This window comes from Rhodococcus sp. NJ-530 (assembly GCF_003860625.1).
GTDB lineage: Bacteria > Actinomycetota > Actinomycetes > Mycobacteriales > Mycobacteriaceae > Rhodococcus_F > Rhodococcus_F qingshengii.
The window spans coordinates 5,850,189-5,866,589 of record NZ_CP034152.1 but is presented as its reverse complement, the minus strand read 5'-3'; the positions used below and the strand labels follow the sequence as shown (position 1 = coordinate 5,866,589).

The 16,401-nt window shown below is 61.8% G+C and carries 16 protein-coding genes; 3 read left to right on the top strand and 13 right to left on the bottom strand.

The window, feature by feature from the left end; genetic code table 11:
* Positions 1-2: 2 nt before the first annotated feature.
* From EHW12_RS27445 to lepB, 10 genes are all read right to left on the bottom strand, one after another.
* The gene (locus EHW12_RS27445; RefSeq protein ID WP_042446415.1) at positions 3-626 is read right to left on the bottom strand and encodes a LysE family translocator; all 624 of its coding nucleotides are present in this window, start codon (positions 624-626) and stop codon (positions 3-5) included.
* 92 nt (positions 627-718) lie between these two features.
* A complete protein-coding gene (locus EHW12_RS27440; RefSeq protein ID WP_064075004.1) occupies positions 719-1,912 on the bottom strand; it encodes a globin domain-containing protein in 1,194 nt (397 codons plus the stop codon).
* Positions 1,913-1,943: 31 nt separating this feature from the next.
* Positions 1,944-2,393 carry an Rrf2 family transcriptional regulator gene (locus EHW12_RS27435; protein WP_003943059.1) on the bottom strand — a complete coding sequence of 150 codons (450 nt, stop codon included), beginning with the start codon at positions 2,391-2,393 and terminating at the stop codon, positions 1,944-1,946.
* Positions 2,394-2,512: 119 nt separating this feature from the next.
* Positions 2,513-3,643 carry a galactokinase gene (gene galK, locus EHW12_RS27430; RefSeq protein ID WP_125052210.1) on the bottom strand — a complete coding sequence of 377 codons (1,131 nt, stop codon included), beginning with the start codon at positions 3,641-3,643 and terminating at the stop codon, positions 2,513-2,515.
* The gene (galT, locus tag EHW12_RS27425; protein ID WP_125052208.1) at positions 3,643-4,743 is read right to left on the bottom strand and encodes a galactose-1-phosphate uridylyltransferase; all 1,101 of its coding nucleotides are present in this window, start codon (positions 4,741-4,743) and stop codon (positions 3,643-3,645) included. Before galT ends, galK begins: the two co-directional genes overlap by 1 nt.
* Entirely contained in the window at positions 4,740-5,366 is a 627-nt protein-coding gene (locus EHW12_RS27420; RefSeq protein WP_030536068.1) for an SMI1/KNR4 family protein, read from the bottom strand. Before EHW12_RS27420 ends, galT begins: the two co-directional genes overlap by 4 nt.
* Positions 5,367-5,387: 21 nt before the next feature.
* Entirely contained in the window at positions 5,388-5,972 is a 585-nt protein-coding gene (locus EHW12_RS27415; RefSeq protein WP_042446396.1) for a TetR/AcrR family transcriptional regulator, read from the bottom strand.
* A complete protein-coding gene (locus EHW12_RS27410) occupies positions 5,969-7,018 on the bottom strand; it encodes a saccharopine dehydrogenase (RefSeq protein ID WP_042921555.1) in 1,050 nt (349 codons plus the stop codon). Before EHW12_RS27410 ends, EHW12_RS27415 begins: the two co-directional genes overlap by 4 nt.
* Before the next feature lie 55 nt (positions 7,019-7,073).
* On the bottom strand, positions 7,074-7,427 hold the full coding sequence (locus EHW12_RS27405; RefSeq protein ID WP_058226881.1) for a glyoxalase superfamily protein: 354 nt from the start codon (positions 7,425-7,427) through the stop codon (positions 7,074-7,076).
* A 106-nt stretch (positions 7,428-7,533) separates the two neighbouring features.
* Positions 7,534-8,277 (bottom strand): signal peptidase I, encoded by a 744-nt coding sequence (gene lepB, locus EHW12_RS27400; RefSeq protein ID WP_042446389.1) that lies wholly within the window; start codon positions 8,275-8,277, stop codon positions 7,534-7,536.
* Positions 8,278-8,704: 427 nt separating this feature from the next.
* Between lepB and EHW12_RS27395 the strand changes: the two genes are divergently transcribed.
* Positions 8,705-10,186, top strand: coding sequence for an anion permease (locus EHW12_RS27395; RefSeq protein ID WP_042446385.1), 1,482 nt, complete (start codon positions 8,705-8,707; stop codon positions 10,184-10,186).
* Between the two features lie 3 nt (positions 10,187-10,189).
* Here the strand turns inward: EHW12_RS27395 and EHW12_RS27390 are convergent, their stop codons facing one another.
* The 3 genes from EHW12_RS27390 to EHW12_RS27380 are packed head-to-tail and all read right to left on the bottom strand — an operon-like array spanning position 10,190 to position 13,638.
* On the bottom strand, positions 10,190-10,939 hold the full coding sequence (locus tag EHW12_RS27390; RefSeq protein WP_042921559.1) for a succinate dehydrogenase/fumarate reductase iron-sulfur subunit: 750 nt from the start codon (positions 10,937-10,939) through the stop codon (positions 10,190-10,192).
* Positions 10,936-12,888, bottom strand: coding sequence for a fumarate reductase/succinate dehydrogenase flavoprotein subunit (locus EHW12_RS27385; RefSeq protein ID WP_125052206.1), 1,953 nt, complete (start codon positions 12,886-12,888; stop codon positions 10,936-10,938). The genes EHW12_RS27390 and EHW12_RS27385 overlap by 4 nt, the downstream gene beginning before the upstream one ends.
* On the bottom strand, positions 12,889-13,638 hold the full coding sequence (locus EHW12_RS27380) for a succinate dehydrogenase cytochrome b subunit (RefSeq protein ID WP_054826051.1): 750 nt from the start codon (positions 13,636-13,638) through the stop codon (positions 12,889-12,891).
* A gap of 156 nt (positions 13,639-13,794) precedes the next feature.
* Here EHW12_RS27380 and EHW12_RS27375 point away from each other — a divergent pair, with 156 nt between their 5' ends.
* Together EHW12_RS27375 and EHW12_RS27370 are read left to right on the top strand one after the other, a co-directional pair.
* Positions 13,795-15,123, top strand: a complete 1,329-nt coding sequence (locus EHW12_RS27375) for a lipase family protein (RefSeq protein ID WP_116057753.1) — start codon at positions 13,795-13,797, stop codon at positions 15,121-15,123.
* Positions 15,120-16,376, top strand: a complete 1,257-nt coding sequence (locus EHW12_RS27370) for a hypothetical protein (RefSeq protein ID WP_052959792.1) — start codon at positions 15,120-15,122, stop codon at positions 16,374-16,376. The genes EHW12_RS27375 and EHW12_RS27370 overlap by 4 nt, the downstream gene beginning before the upstream one ends.
* Positions 16,377-16,401: the final 25 nt, after the last annotated feature.

Below are 16,401 nucleotides of genomic sequence, written 5' to 3'. Positions count from 1 at the left end.
AACTACTCCAGGGCCATGCGGGTGGCGAAGATTCCGAGAATGCCACCAGCTAGCCATTTCTGAGCCCGCATCCACACCGGACGCGCCATGAGGAAGGTCGACACGGCTGCCGCACAGCACACGATCAACGCGTTGACGGTGACTGCGACCAGGATCTGCACGCCGCCGAGTACGAGTGCCTGTTGCCAGACCGGACCCGCAGTGGGATCGACGAACTGGGGGATCAGGGCCGCGTACATCAGCGCAATCTTGGGATTGAGCAGATTGGTGGTCAACCCCATCCCGAACAGACGGCCGCTACCGTGGCGGTCGACCTCGCCCACCTCGAAAGCGGACTTCCCACCTGGTCGGAGTGTCGACCAGGCGAGATAGGCCAGGTACAGGGCACCACCGATTTTCACCGCGGTGAACACCGTTGGTACGGCGAAGAGAACCGCCGTCAGCCCTGCACACGTGGCGGCGAGGTAGACCAGGAAACCGGTTGCGACTCCGCCGAGCGAGATCAAACCCGCCCGGCGGCCCTGGCTGATGCTGCGGGACACCAGATAGATCATGTTGGGGCCCGGTGTCAGAACCATCGCCAGGGCGATCAGCGCGACTCCCGTCATCGACGCTGACGTGATCATGTCGGTCTCCCACTACTCGATGCGTATGTTTCGTCGAGTACACAAGGGTTTGCAGTCGCGCGCCAAGGTCCAGTTCGCAGGCAGTGGTCCGCTCAGGTGTTGGCCCAGCTGTCGGGCCCGAAGACCTCGTAGTGGATATTCTGTGCCGGGACGTCCCTTTCGAGCAACGATGCGCGCATCGCCAACATGAACGGCATCGGCCCGCAAAGGAAGGCTTGGGTATCGGGCTCCACTGCAATACCTTGCAAATCCGCCCGTCCTTCGTGAACCGATCCGAACGCAACGTGCGTGCCGAGATCCTCGTACCAACGGTGCAGGGTTGCGGCGGGAATCTGGTCGACGAGTGTGCTGAGTTCTGCGCGGTGCGCGTGATCCGCAATGGATCGATCCGCATGGATGACAGATACCGAACGGTCAGCACCGGTGTCCACGAGATGATTGAGCATCCCGATCATCGGTGTGCAACCGATTCCGGCCGACGCGAGCAGGAGCGGTGAGTTGTCGTCCGGCATGGTGAGATCGCCGAAAGGTGTGGTGACGGAGAGTTCTTGACCTTCGAATACGTTGTTGTAGAGGAAGTTCGACACTTCGCCATCGGGAGTTCCGGAGATTCGCTTGACGCTGATCCGCCAGTCTGCGCTGCTCGGTATCGAACACAGGCTGTATTGGCGGATCTGGCGGGCGCCGTCGGGCAGCGTAACCCCGACCGAAAGGTACTGTCCGGGAGCGAAGGTGGGGAGTGCGCTACCGTCGAGCGAGGTGAGCGTCAGTGAGACGGTGTCGGCGGACTGAAGAACTCGTTCGCTGATCCTTACCGTGCGCCAGACGTCACCGGCGTCGACGCCGGCGAGTTGGTAGAGGCCACGCTCCATCGTGATGAGGGTTTCCGCCATCAGCCAGTAGACCTCGTCCCAGGCTGCCGCGACGTCGGGAGTGACTGCATCGCCGAGTATTTCGACGATCGCGGCAAAGAGGTGTTCGTGCACGATTGCGTACTGGTCGGGCGTGATTCCCAGCGACGCATGCTTGTGCGCGATGCGTGAGAGTATGAGATCGACCTTGGCGCTGTCCGGCTCGAGCTGAAGCGTCGCGAATGCCGCGATGGCACCGGCGAGAGCCTTCTGCTGTTCGCCCTGTTTCTGATTGCCGCGATTGAACAAATCACGTTCGAGTTCAGGATGTGCGTCGAACATCTTGCGGTAGAACAGGGTTGTGATATCGCCGATGGCAGCGCCGACCACGGGAAGGGTGGCGCGAATGACCTCGGTTGACTGTGGGGAAAGCATGAGCTGCTCCGTTCGGTCGAAATTCGATTGATCAGCCTGCTTCGTCGCTCCGGGTGGTGAGGCGTAGCAGGACAGTTTTGGACGGCTGCCGGATGACGTCTTCGATCGTGACCGCGTCGAGTGAAACGAAAAACGCTTCCTGTGCTTCGCGCAACGCACTTCGAAGGAGGCAACCTCCGCGCAATGGGCACGGTTTGTCGCCTTCGCAGTCGACGACTTCACCCGGGCCTTCGAGGCGTCTGGCCAGCCAGCCGATGGTGGCGGTGCGGCCGAGTTCGGTGATGGAAAGCCCACCGCCGCGGCCGCGCCTGGTTGTCACGATGCCGAGCTCACCGAGCCGTGTAACCACCTTGGTGGCATGGGAGTACGACACGTTGAGCTGCTGCGCAACATCCCGGGTACTGGGGGAGGCATCCGCGTCGAGTACGGCCAACCGCATGACGACGCGCAATCCCAGATCGGTGAACTGCGTCAGTTGCATGATCTGAACCTACATAATTCGCATCTGAGATGACTATTTATGTGAGGGGGATCTCGAGGTGTCCCAACCAGGGCGAACGGTACGTTCGGCGCCTCCAGTGCGCTGAACGTGCCGTTCGCTCAGAGACGGGCGGCCGAACCCCCGGCAACGACGCCGAGAAAGTGTGGTGCTCGCCAACCTCGCGCCGCAAAGTCGCGGCTCACCGATGCGATGACCTCCGCTCCGCTTCCTTCCGGAACCAGCGCGATGGCCGAGCCTCCGAATCCGCCGCCGGTCATCCGCGCACCGATCGCGCCGCCGCGTCGTGCTGCGGCAACGGCGACGTCGAGTTCTTCACACGAGACCTCGAAGTCGTCGCGCAACGAGGCGTGCGAGTTGTCGAACAGCTCGCCGACGTCACTGAATCTGCTGTTGCGCAGAAGTTCTGCGGTCTTCCGCGTCCTCTCGATCTCGGTCACGACGTGCCGTGCCCGCGCCCGGAGAATCGGGTCTCGCACTGTCTCGGCCTGGCCTGCTGTAGCCTCTCGCAAGCTGCCGACGCCGAGAGTTGCTGCTGCAGCGACGCATTGAGAGCGTCGCATTCCGTACTGTCCGTCTGCGAGTGAGTGTTTGACCCGGGTGTCGATGACGATCAGTTCGTAACCTGCACCGTGGAGTTCGAAAGGTATGGGTTCGGTGGATCCGTCCTGGCAGTCCAGCAGGAGCGCAGTCGAGGGTTGAGCAAAGAGGGCAATGGTTTGATCCATCCCTCCGGTCGGTGCGCCGACGCCGTCGTTCTCGGCCTGGATGCACACCTGTACCAGCTCATCGCGGGCGAAAGGTGAATCATGAAGTTCGTTGACGGCCAACGCAACCGAACAGGTGAGGGCAGCGGAGCTCGACAGCCCGGCCCCGACCGGTACCGACGAGTCGACGGCAAGATCGATTCCTCCGATCGGGAGGCCTCTGCGCGCAAGAGACCACAGAACGGCTGTGGGGTAGGCGGCCCACCCTGTGGCGATGTCGCCGACGGGCCCGGTGTACGTCTCGGCGGATTGCCGACTGTGCACGCGGACGACCCCGTCGCTGCGCAGTGCGACGGCAACCAGTGTTCGCTGCTCGAGAGCGACCGGTAGGCACAATCCACCGTTGTAGTCCGTGTGTTCACCGATCAGGTTGACTCGACCGGGTGCCGCCCACACTCCGGTTGCCGGATAGCCGTAGGTGGCGTGAAACTGTTGGAGCACAGAATTGTTCGAGACCGTATCCACTATTTCAACTCCCGTAGACGGGCCGCGACTGCCTCGGGAACGGTGTCGTTCACCCAGGCGCCCATGGCGGACTCGGACCCGGCGAGGTATTTGAGTTTGCCCGGTGCGCGCAAGATCGAGAACAGCTGAAGATGCAGTCGGCCCAGAGGTCGGTTGATGCGGACGGGAGCTTGGTGCCAAGCCGCGATGTACGGTACCCGGTCGACGCCCGGATAGAAGCGATCGATACGGCGTAGGAGATCTTGGTAGACGACCGCAAGCTCTTCGCGCTCTTGGTCGTTCAGCGAGGGAAGGTCCGGGACGTCTCGGTGCGGTGCCAGGTGAATCTCGATGGGCCATCGTGCGGCGGTCGGGACGTAGGCGCTCCAGTGATCGCCGTCGTAGATCAACCGGGCCTTGTCCTCGCGCTCGAACGCCAGAACATCGGCGAGTAGTGAGCGACCGGTGCGCTCGAAGTGTTTGTGCGCCTGCGTCAGCATCGATCGGGTGCGTGGCGTGACATACGGGTATGCGTAGATCTGTCCGTGTGGATGGGTGAGTGTCACCCCGATTTCTTCGCCGCGGTTCTCGAAGCAGAACACTTGTTCCACAAGCGGATCCGCCGACAACTCTTCGGTCCGAGAAATCCAGGCGCCCACAATCGTGCGCATGCGTTCGAGTGGAAGCTCGGCGACGGACGCCGTGTGATCGCTCGAGAAGCACATCACTTCGCAGTGACCGGCCGCTGGGCGATCGCCCGCACCGTCTCCGGGACTGTCAATGGCTTCCTCAGGCGCCGCGGCAAAGCTCGGAAACCGATTCTCGAACACCGCGACGTCGTAGTCTCCGTCGGGTATCTCTGTGGGCGTGCGTGTTTCGTCGGTCGGGCACAATGGACATTCGGCGGCGGAGGGGAGATGTGTCCGTGTCATGCGATGCGAAGCCATGGTGATCCACTCCCCGGTGAGAACGTCGAATCTCATCCGAGACGAGTGGTCGAGAGCCGGCAATTCGCGGGAATCTCGCGCAGAGTGGGCGCGGGCACTGCCGGCATCGTCGAAGTAGAAGATCTGACGCCCGTCGGCGAGGGTGCGACGGGTCGGTTCCTGCTTGGGTGTCATGCGTCGACTTCCCATTCCAGAACACCCTTGCTGACAACGGGTTTCCACACTCCGATCGTTGATCCTGTTTCCAGCGCTACGGCATGGGCGGCCAGCATTACCGAGATGGACGCCCAGATCGGACCGCCGTTGTCAGTGGCGTCCGACGCATACTCGGTCACACAATGGTGGAGTGCGCCGCTGCGGGTGTCCACGAAGTAGTGGTACTCGTCCAGTCCGGCAAAGGGAACGAACGAGGGGATGAACATGGTTGCGGCAGTGCCTGCGTCGCGTTGATCGTGTCGATCCATCTCGTCATCGGCGTAGAGGTCTGGATTCTCGTAGATCGTCTCATCCCACGTTTCGAGCAGAGTGAGACGAACTTCTGTTGCGACGTCGATGGGGTAGAAGAATTTGTCCGGGAGCACGCTGCCGAGAAAGAGGCCGGTCCGGTCGTCGTGGGTCAGGCTGCCGTTGTGGACCCGATACAGGTCGCGAAGTTCCTGGGGCCACGTGACGCCGGTCGAGGCTTCGAATTCCTCGATAACGGCGTCACCAAGTCCTGGTTGAAACGCTGCAGCCGTCACCGGTGCGTGTGTACGGCACCACGCTTCGATTCGGCTCCATTCGTTTGCAACGCTCATGGGCTTTACGATACGTCCGAGTCAGGACCCGTGAATCAGGTACTGCAGTGTGTCCACGAGCTTTCGGTCCGAAGCCTCGGACTTTCGGCCGGTGATTCCCGATCGGAGAATTGCGGAACCCTCGAGCAGGCTCACGATGGTCTGCGCTGTCGCGCCAAGTTCCGCCGCATCCAGCTCCGGTTGTGCACACGCGACTGCGCGCTCTACGTGTGCGATGTACTGGGCGTAGAAGTCTCGAAGCACGACCGCGACTTCTTGGTCCGCCGCTGCAATGGCCCATACTTCGACGTACAGACGCACCGTGGCCTGGTCGTCCTGTTCTCCGAGCAGGACTCCGATGAAGTGTTCGGATTCCTCGCGGGAAAGGCTCTGATCCGTATCGGGGACGACGGCAAGGCGATCCAGTGAGCGGGCCAATGCACGTGACATCACTGCGCGTATCAGATCTGCACGGGTGGGGTAGTAGTGCTGCAGATGTCCTACCCGCACTCCGGCCGCGGCTGCGAAATCGCGCATTGCCGAGTTGGCATTGCCCTGAGTAGTGAGGACCTGTTCTGCTGCGTCGAGAAGTGCTGCCGCACGGGCGGCGCCCTTGGAGAGGGTCATGGTCGCAATACTGCCACCCCGAAGCTCTCCAACTCGGAGACGGTGCGGCGAGGGTTCGGAAGCGATTCGGGGAAAGTGACTCCAGGCCGGGCATCGTCGGCCAAGGCTCGTCTGACGGCCAGCGCGCCGCCCACCGCGGTGAGGTGAGCCTGGCCCTGCCGGTCGACGATTGTCGCGCTTGTCGTGCCGCTCGGGCCGGTGACATCGATGCGTACTTGCGCGCTCCCGCCCTTGCCCGGCGAGTACAGGAGTCCGCGTCGTAGCGGTGTGAAGCGGTCGCCGCGACCCCAACGGAACAGACCCACCTTCTTGGCGGCGAGCAGCGCAGTTGTGGATGCATTCGAACTGAAACCTATTCGAGTGCTGGCAGTTTCGGCGCCCAAGGTCATGGGGAACGTGAATTGTTCCGGAGTGTCGATTCTTCCGACCTTGGTGCGCGATCCGGGGAAGTCGACCCAGCGTGTATCCGTCAACGGGCTGACGGTGATCGGGTTTCCTTGCTGCATCACCTCGAAATCCTGCCCGAGCCGATCGATGAAGTCGACGGAGTCCAGCCCGGCAATGTCGTTGACGTCGTAGCGAATCGAGACGTCGATCGTGCTCGCGCCACCCAGTTCCTCGGCCAGCGCTGCGGCGACGATATTGGTGACTCCGCCCATCCATCCGGACGACAGGTACACCGGTGCGCTCGGCGACTTCTGACCCGCCAGAGTGGCGGCGCGAGCGACGCGGGTTGTCCAGCGGGTGATGTCCACGTACGGAATGCCGGCCTCGACGGCGGCGGACAGGACACGATCGTGGGGATCGTTGACCGTCGACACGACCGCGCGTACGGACGCGTCGAAGGGTGTCGGGTCGAGGAGGTCCCAGCGGCGGACGGAAGCGCCGTGACGGCCGGCCAGTTCGTCGCCTCGCTCGGGGGTGCGTCCGGTGAGGAGTAGTGGGAAGTCGGGGGCGAGCAACGCTGTCAGGGCGCTGCCCACGGTTCCGTATCCGCCGGCCACGAGGATCGGGCCGTCGGCTGAATACTGCAATGAATCGGTCATGCACCTAACTCTAGGTCAAATGACCTAAAACGTCGAATGGGGTTCTTTCCGCTGCTCAGTCCCGGTGTCGCACGATGTTGACGACGTTGCCATCGGGTGCCCGGACGAGGAATCGGCGAACACCCCACTCTTCGGTCGTTATGGGGTGCACGATTTCGTAGCCGAGCCTGCGGGCCTCTTCGTAGGCGCCGTCGACGTCGTCCGTGTGGACTGAGATGACCGAGTCCTCGGTCGCAGTGGCGTCGTGCGTGACGAGCTGTACGTTCGCGCCGGTGTCGGGAGAGGTGTAGCGAGCGACCCACCCCATGTTGAACTCTTCGGTGCTCAGGCCGAGAAAGTCGGAGTAGAAGCTCTTGGCGGTTCCGACATCGGCGACTTTGAGATTGGCGGTGATGCGTCGAGCGCGCATGTGGTTCTCCTACCCTCGGTAACAGATGCGCTCGATGATCGTCCGAAAGCGGAGCCATGTCGACTGTGCCGTCCGAAGATGCGGGCCGCCTGGTTGATTCGATCTGTCACTGCGGATCGAACGAGCTCACAGTTCCCCACCGTGAGAAGGGAAGGACGATCAATTGAACCTTGCCGATGACATTGTCGATCGGCACCGTTCCACTGTGTTCGTCATCGAGATGGAAACGTGAATCCTTCGAATGGGCGCGGTTGTCGCCCATCACCCACAGGTTCCCGTCGGGAACCGTGACCGGCCCGAAATACCTTCCTTGACAAGAGGTATCGTTGCCCGGAATGCGCTTGTCGATGTACGGCTCGGTCAGCGGCTTGCCGTTCACCCGAAGCCCCTCTTCCTCGGACAGACACTGTACGGTTTGGCCACCGACCGCGACTACCCGCTTCACGAGGTCGTTTTCGTCCGGCGGGACCAAGCCGACGATGGACCCGAGTCCCTGAAACGCGCGAACAATCGAATTGTCGGATCGAATGGATTTGTACTCGTCGTTCCAGGACTCGGGTCCCTTGAACACGACCACATCCCCAGGTTGCGGATCCCCGAATCGATAGCTGATTCTGTCGACGAGGATCTTGTCTCCCGTGCAGCCGGTGCATCCGTGAAGTGTCGGTTCCATGGACTCCGACGGGATCAGAAAGATGCGTCCGACGAAGTTCTGAATGACAACACTCAGGACAAGTGCGACGACAACGAGGATCAGAATCTCACGCCACAGTGGACGTTTCCTCGGGTGATCGGCCACTGCCGATTCAGTGGAGTCGGTCGAGTCCTCGTGGGCGTCGGATTCCGTCACACTCCCGACAATAGATGGCGCAACCAGTCGTCGGCCCGATACGAATCTTCTCGGTTCGTGGGTCTGTCTGTCGGCTGACATGCTTCGGAATTGGATCACATCACGCGCGAAGATCCGGTCGAGATCGGCAATCCGCGCAGTCCTGACCCAAACATCGTGCCGACGAATACCTTTCGCAGAAGCAGGTTGAACAACTCTCCGAGATTCAAGCGTGCAGCACGCCGGCGCCTCTGTTGATCGATTGGCACAATCTTTTGCGAGAGATGGGCATTCTCCCACTGAAGCGTCGGTGCGAGACAGCGCCTCGTAAGGACGACTGTACTTCCGGGCAATTTCTCTCGAACTTGGATTGACCGCACGAAAACCTGATGTTTGGGGGACAATCATCTGGGGCGATCACCTGGGGCGACAAGTCGAGGAGATGCAAATGTCCGAGGCCAAATCCGAAAGCACTGAGTCTTTTTCTGAGACGACACCGCCGGCGGAGCCGTCGAAACAATCAGTGCTCAGGCGGTACTACCCGGCTGCGGTGCCCGTCGTCCTCGGCTTGATCATCTATTTCATGCCTGTTCCGGACGGTGTGGATCCCAAGGGCATGCACATGCTCGGAATCTTCGTCGGCACCATCGTGGCGTTGATCTTGCAGCCGCTGCCGACGGGTTCTGTGGCGCTGGTAGGCCTGTCGATCGCCATGATCACCCAGACCGAGACGCCGACGGAAGCGTTGTCCGGCTTCAGTAACACCACGATCTGGCTGATTGTCGCATCGTTCTTCATTGCCGAGGGCTTTCTGGTCACTGGACTCGGCAAACGGGTTGCGCTCATGTTCGTGACCAAACTCGGCAAGTCGAGTCTCGGATTGTCCTACGGAATGGCGTTGACGGACTTGATACTTGCTCCGGCGACGCCGTCGAACACCGCCCGTGCGGGTGGCGTCGTCTATCCGATCATCGTCTCGCTGAGCAAGTTGGAGGACTCCAATCCCGAGCCCGAGGACTCTCGCAAGAAGCTCGGAGCATATCTGCTGCTCACGTCGCTGCAAGTCAACGTCGTGACCTCCGCGATGTTCATCACCGCCATGGCGGGTAACCCTGTGGCCGTCGATGCGGCTGCCAAGATCGGCATCGACATCTCGTGGGGCAAATGGGCGCTGGCAGCATCGGTTCCGGGAATTGCGAGTCTGATCGCGATCCCGTGGGTGATGTCGAAGATCTTCCCGCCCACGATGTTGAAGACTCCGAAAGCACCCGAGCAAGCCAGGGAGGAACTGCGCAAGGCAGGTCCGATCAGCCGCAACGAGAAGATCATGGCCGCCACCTTCGTTCTGCTGCTGGTGCTCTGGTGCCTGGGCTCGCAGCTCAACGTCAATGCCACTACAACAGCATTCGTCGGAATCGGCATCCTGTTGGTGACCAAGGTGCTGACGTGGAACAACCTGGTCCACGACACCGGGGCGTGGCAGACGCTCGTGTTCTTTGCCGTTCTGGTCGGTATGGCAAGCCATCTCGAAGAACTCGGCGTGATCTCGTGGATCGGAACCCAGGTCTCCTCGAGCGTCGACGGTTTGCCGTGGATCTGGGCTTTTGCGATCCTGACCTTGGTGTACTTCTACGCGCACTATCTGTTTGCGTCGAACACCGCGCAGATCGTCGCCATGTACGCGGTGTTTCTCGGCGCGGCGGTGGCAACCGGTGCGCCGCCGCTGTTCTCGGCCCTGGTATTCGGCTTCATCGGCAGCCTGTTCGGCGGTATCTCGCACTACGCGTCCGGTCCGGCCGGAGTGATCTACGGTTCCGGATACATCAAGACCTCGGAGTGGTTCCGAATCGGTTTCGTGATGAGCGTCGTGATCATCCTGATCTGGACGATCATCGGCGGCGCGTGGATGAAGCTGATCGGCGCCTGGTGACGATCAGTTGTCCTTGCGCCGCAATCCGAATCGCATCGATTCCTTGTTGACAGCGGCAATCGCGGTCAGCGGTATCTCCGCGGGACACACCTGCGCACATTCACCGTAGGTCGAGCACGGCCCGAAATCGGCCTCCATCTGGTGCGACATCGCTCGGGCCCGCTTGCCACGTTCGTTGCGGCCCTGCGTGACGAGAGACAGGTGGGTCAGTTTGGACCCGGTGAAGAGGTGCGCGGCACCGTTCGGGCAGGCTGCCACGCAAGCGCCACAGCCGATGCACGCGGCGAAGTCCAGTGCAGCTTCGGCACTTTGATGCGAGAGCGGCTGACTGTCTGCGTCCGGCGCGGTTCCTGCATTGACCGAAACGTATCCACCGGCTTCGAGCACCCGGTCGAGCGCAGAGCGATCGACGACGAGGTCTCGGACCACGGGAAAGGCCGCGGAGCGGAACGGCTCCAGTTTGATTCGGTCACCGTCGGAGAAGCTGCGCAGGTGCTGACGGCACGTGGGAGTGTTCGCAACCGGCCCATGGGGAACGTCGTCGACGGTGATGCCACAGGACCCGCAGATCCCTTCTCGGCAGTCGGAATCGAAGGCGATGGGTTCGTTGCCGCTCTCCACGAGTTGGTCGTTGAGTCGGTCGAGGAGCTCCAGCAGCGACATCTCCACCGTCGCGTCGTCTATTTGGTAGGTGTCGAATGCGCCGGACGACTCAGGTCCGGATTGGCGCCACACGTCCACGGTGATTTTCATACGTAGTTCCTCGTCTGCAGTGGAACAGCGGTGAAGGACAACGGCTCGTCGTGTCGAACGTGTCTGCCGTCCTGGGCGGTTTCCCACGCGGAGACGAAGCACCAGTCCTGATCGTTTCGCTGCGCTTCGCCGTCGGGAGTCTGATGTTCGGCACGAAAGTGCGCTCCACAGGACTCGTCACGATCGAGAGCATCGACGCACATCAGTTCGGCGAGCTCGAGGAAATCGGCTACCCTGCCGGCCCTTTCCAACTCCTGGTTGAACTGGTTTCCGCTGCCGGCAACTCGCAGGTTCGACCAGAAATCGGTTCGCAGTGCGCGGATTTCGGCGATCGCCTTGGTCAAGCCCTCGGCCGTTCGGGTGACACCGCAACCCGCATAGAGGATCTCGCCCAGTTGTCGATGGAACCTGTCGGGGCCGTGTGTTCCGCCGACCGAGAGCAGCAGGTCCACCCGACCCCTCACGTCAGTGAGCGTCGACGTCACAGCGGGATCGGACAGTTCGAGTGGAGTGGATCCGAGTAGCGGTGCAAGATAATTCGGAATCGCGTACGGGAGGGTGAACCAGCCGTCGACGCATGCCGAGAGCAACGAATTGGCGCCGAGGCGGTTGGCCCCGTGGTATCCCCAGCCTGCCTCACCACCGACGAACAAGCCGGGGATGGAGGTCATCTGGTCGTAGTCGTTCCACAGTCCTCCCATGGTGAAGTGGGCTCCGGGGGCGATGCGCATCGGCACCGTATAGGGGTCTTCGCTGGTGGCGTCGCGATACATCGAGAACAGATTTCCGTATCGCTCCTCGATGGTCTTGCGGCCGAGCCGTGCCAACGCATCGCGGAAATCCAGGTACACACTGTTTTTCAGAGGGCCGACGCCGTGACCGGAGTCGATTTGCTCGCGGGCGGCCCGTGAAGAGACGTCGCGGGGAGAGAGGTTCCCGAACGCAGGATATTTGCGCTCGAGGTAGTAGTCGCGTTCGTTTTCGGGAATGTCGCCGGGCTCACGATCGTCTTCGGGCTTGGCCGGTACCCAGATCCGGCCGTCGTTGCGCAGGGATTCGCTCATCAGAATGGTTTTCGACTGCCACTCGGAGTTGACGGGAAGCGCCGTCGGATGGAATTGGATGAACGAGGGTGAAGCCATCAACGCACCGCGTCGGTGCGCTCGCCACGCGGCCGTGGCGTTGGAATTCTTCGCAAGTGTGGACTTGTGGAATACGGTTCCGTAGCCGCCGGATGCCAGTACGACGGCATGGCCTGTGGTGGCGCCGATCTCACCGGTCACGAGATCGCGTGTGACTATCCCTTGTGCTCGCCCGTCCGAAACGATGAGATCGAGCATCTCGGTTCGGGTGTGTAGGTTGACCGTTCCGGCTGCGATCTGACGTTGCAGTGCCTGCGACGACGCTATCTGCAACTGCTGGCCTGTCTGCCCGCGCGTGTAGTACGTGCGCGACACCTGAACGCCGCCGAAGGATCGGGTGGCCAGAGTGCCGCCGTACTCGCGAGCAAACGGTGCCCCGATGGCATTCATGTGATCGATGACGCGTACGGATTCTTCGGCGAGACGGAAACAGTCGGCCTCACGGCCCCGGAAATCACCGCCCTTGACGGTGTCCTTCACGAAGCGGGCGAGACTGTCGTTGTCCACTTTTCGAGCGCGAGCAGCGTTGATGCCTCCTTGCGCGGCGACACTGTGTGCACGGCGGGGTGCATCGTGGAAGGTGAAGGACTCGACGTGGTAGCCCAGTTCACCGAGGGAGGCGGCGCAGGCCGCGCCGGCGAGGCCGGTACCGACGACGATGACCGTGAACTTGCGCCGGTTGAGTGGGCTGACGAGCTTGTAGTCGAGTTTGCGAGTGGGCCAGGCCGTCGCCGGATCGCCGGCCGGGACCTTACCGTCCACCGGTGTCCCGATGCTGCGCAGATCGTCGAGTTCGAAGCTGTTCACTTATGACGCTCCTGTCTTCGAGATGGCGCCGGTCATGACCGCGATGGGGATCGACATGTTTCCGACCATCACGACGAGCGCAAAGATTCCGGAGAGTGCAACGCCAATCTGGCGCAGTCGTTGGCCGGTCACGCCGAGATCGTTGACCGCGCTCCAGAGTCCGTGCGCGAGGTGCATTGCCAGCAGAGCCATCGCGACGATGTAGAACGCTGCCACCAGCGGACGCTCGAAGCTGGCAATCAGATTGTCGTATGCGTAACTCTGTGTGCGCGTGGCCGCTTCGTACTCGCTGCTGCCGATGGGTCGGGTTCCGGTCGTGAGGTCGAGTATGTGGAAAATGACGAATAGCAGCAGCACAGCTCCGGTGACGGGCATCGTGCGCGCTGTAAAGGACTTGATTCCCAGACCTTTACGTCGAAATTTTCCTCGAGCTCGGCGTCCGCGGGCGGTGAGCAGCCAGGCACACCAGACGTGTGCGACCAATGACGCGAGCAAGACGATGCGAAGAATCCACAGAAGTCCCTCGTAGGGCAGGAAGGGTTCGAACACCGTTCGTAGCCAGTGTGCGTAGTCGTCGAAGTGATCGGCACCGGTGTAGACCTTCAGGTTTCCGATCATGTGGACGAGAACGAAAGCGGCGAAGATCAGTCCTGTCACGGCCATCAGAATCTTGCACGTGATGTTGGACGGCCGCGGTCGAGCTTGGAGTGAATCGCCGGTAGCTCGCGATACACGGGTCGGAGCACTCACAGACAAACCTCCCACGCCAGACTTGCCGGACAGGTGCCGTCAGCCTAAGCCCGATCGGGGTTTTCGGCCAACGGATGGGTGCCCGACTTGTCTGTTAATGCAGGTGAATGGGAGTGTAGGGGTGCTCATTACCCGAAAGTAAGGAACTCGTGAACGATGTTTGACTCGACGTGGCGACGGTGGTCATGGCGCGCCGGAACGGCATCGGCCCTGGCAGTGGCCTTGTTTGCGGTGGGGTCGCCGGCTGGTGCGCAGGAGACCGTCGACCTGGCCGACGTGTTCAACCCGTTGGTCGTGAAGGCACTCCAAGGCGCTGACATTTCCACCGAATTGACTCCACTCGGGCTCTCGTCCGATGATCCGTGGTTCGACGAACCTGAAATCGAGCCGGGTACCGCCCCCGGCACACTTCTCAAAGCGCGTCCGGTCAGCGTGCAGGTCTACCAGGTCCGTCCCGACGTGGTCTCGGCTCACCAACTCATGTACACCACCACTGATCACTTCGGTCGGCAGGTGATCAGCACCGGAATTCTGATGATTCCCGAGGACGGAACTGCGCCAGGTGATCGCAAGATCATCGGATACGCCGAGGCGAACGACAGCCTCGGCGCGAACTGCGCACCAAGTCACCAGTGGACCGGCGGCAATCAGAGCGACCCGGCGATGTTCTCGGCGCTCGGCCCGGTGGCTCAGATGTTCGGCCACGGCTGGGCAGTGATGATGAGCGACGTCGGCAACGACGGCGACACTGCTCCCCATCCGTTCTCGATCGGACAGTTCTCAGGGAAGGCAACGCTCGACGGCGTTCGGGCAGCACTCGCGCTTCCGGAAGGCGGCCTCGAATCAGACACCCCTGTCGGCATCTACGGTGTCGCCGGAGGCGGTGTCGCAGCGGGCTTTGCCGCGGAACAGGCCCATGAATATGCGCCGGAACTGAACGTCCAGGCCAGTGCCATTCAGGCGATGATGATCGACCCGGCAACGTTCGAGGAAACAGCGGCCGGTGGGATCGGTTCCGGATTCGTCTTCTCGAGCATTCTCGGATTCGACGCGGGCTACCCCGACGTTCGGCTCGACGACCATCTGACTCCGATCGGTCACAACGTCGCCGCAGCCTTCCGCGCGTCCTGCCAGGCGCTCTACCTCGGACTCCCATTCGTTCCGTTCGACGTCCTACTTACCAACCCTTCGCCCCGAACGATCCCTGCGCTGGCCGCGGCGTACGCGGACAACACGTTGGGAAAGCAGGCGCCGGCTTCCAAGCTTCTGATTTCTTCCTGTGAGGACGACTTTCTCGTTCCCTTCAGTGAGGCAGAGCACTTGGCGCAGACATATCGAGCAGACGGCGGCAACGTGGACCTGCTCCCGTCGCAGTGCGGGCCGCTCGATTACGTGACCAACCTGTACAAGACGGTGACCGATCAGCTGGGTATGCAGGACATCGCCTGGCTGGCAAAGACGTTCGACGAAGCCGAGGGACGATGAGCTTGCGGAAGTCTCTGACGCGCAGGGATTTTGCGCGCACGGTTCTCGTTGCTTCGGCAGGTATCGGCGGTGCCGTCGTACTGGGAGGCAGGGCGTCCGCGGGTACTGGTGAGCTCGACAGGTACCTCGACCTGGAAGCAGTGAACGCAAACGCCGAAGCCACGGGCGGCCTGCATCCTTCTCTGCCATCGGATTCCGCGACGCTGCGGTCTTTGGTGGATACCGCCCGAGCCTCGGGAGTGGATCCGCATCGCTATCAGACACTGCTCAAGCAGTACTGGCTCGCGGTCGGGACGGAGTCGGCAGGTATCGATCTCGCTTCGTGGACTCCGTTCGACGGTGTGCACGCGAATCTCGGAAACCTCACCAACACTTTCCAGTTCTACGAGCGACTCCAGCTCGAGCATCGAGAGCTGCAGTGGGCAGGTATGGGAGGAATGGTCGGGCCCGCTTTCGCCGGTGGACTCCTCGACTTGGACTACGGGCGGGTTGTGCTGGAAGTCCAAGCGATCAGCGAGGCGATGGCACTGGTCTGGCGAGAGATCGACCGCATCGGGTCGCCGGTTGCATCGTCGATGGGAGCACCCGAGGACATTGCGGCACTTCTCGAGGTCGGCCACGAGATTCGCCCCGAGGACGTGATGTGGTTCCAGGGGAAAGTGATTGCGATGAGCAAACACATCTTCTCGGACCTGATTCCCATGCACATGGCGTGGGTTCACGACGGTGTCGACGGCATCGCCGAACTCGATCGCGCAGGGCTGCTCGACGAGAACGCCCGTATCGCGTGGAACAACATTGCTTCGGGGACACCGGAATCGGTCTTCGACGGCAATGTGCGTCTGCTGCGAAGGGAGCAGTACCAGTCGGTGGGTGATCAGTGGGACGAGGCGAAGGCCTACCGCGGCAGCGTTGGTCGCTCGTTGACTTACCTGACCACCTTCGCCGCATCACCGTCGATGCCTGGCGTCGTGCCGCCACGCGAGTCGAACCCGCTCTCGTTCGCGGTGGGCAATGCTGTTGTGCAAACGCCGCTTCCGGACTTCAACTGGGCGGACCGGGATGGTCGTTGGACCTACATCAACGATCAGTTGCTCCCGGTCTACAACAACCTGATGAAGAATCAACCGGAACTGTGGCGAGCGACGCTGGCCGCGCCCGTCTCCGTTCGGATAACCGAGCAGCGAATGATCGCTCGCTTGCCGGACATGTTGCGGTCCATGTTGTCGACTCTGGCGATTACGGTCAACTGAACTCGGCGGTGGCGGGGCCTCAGGG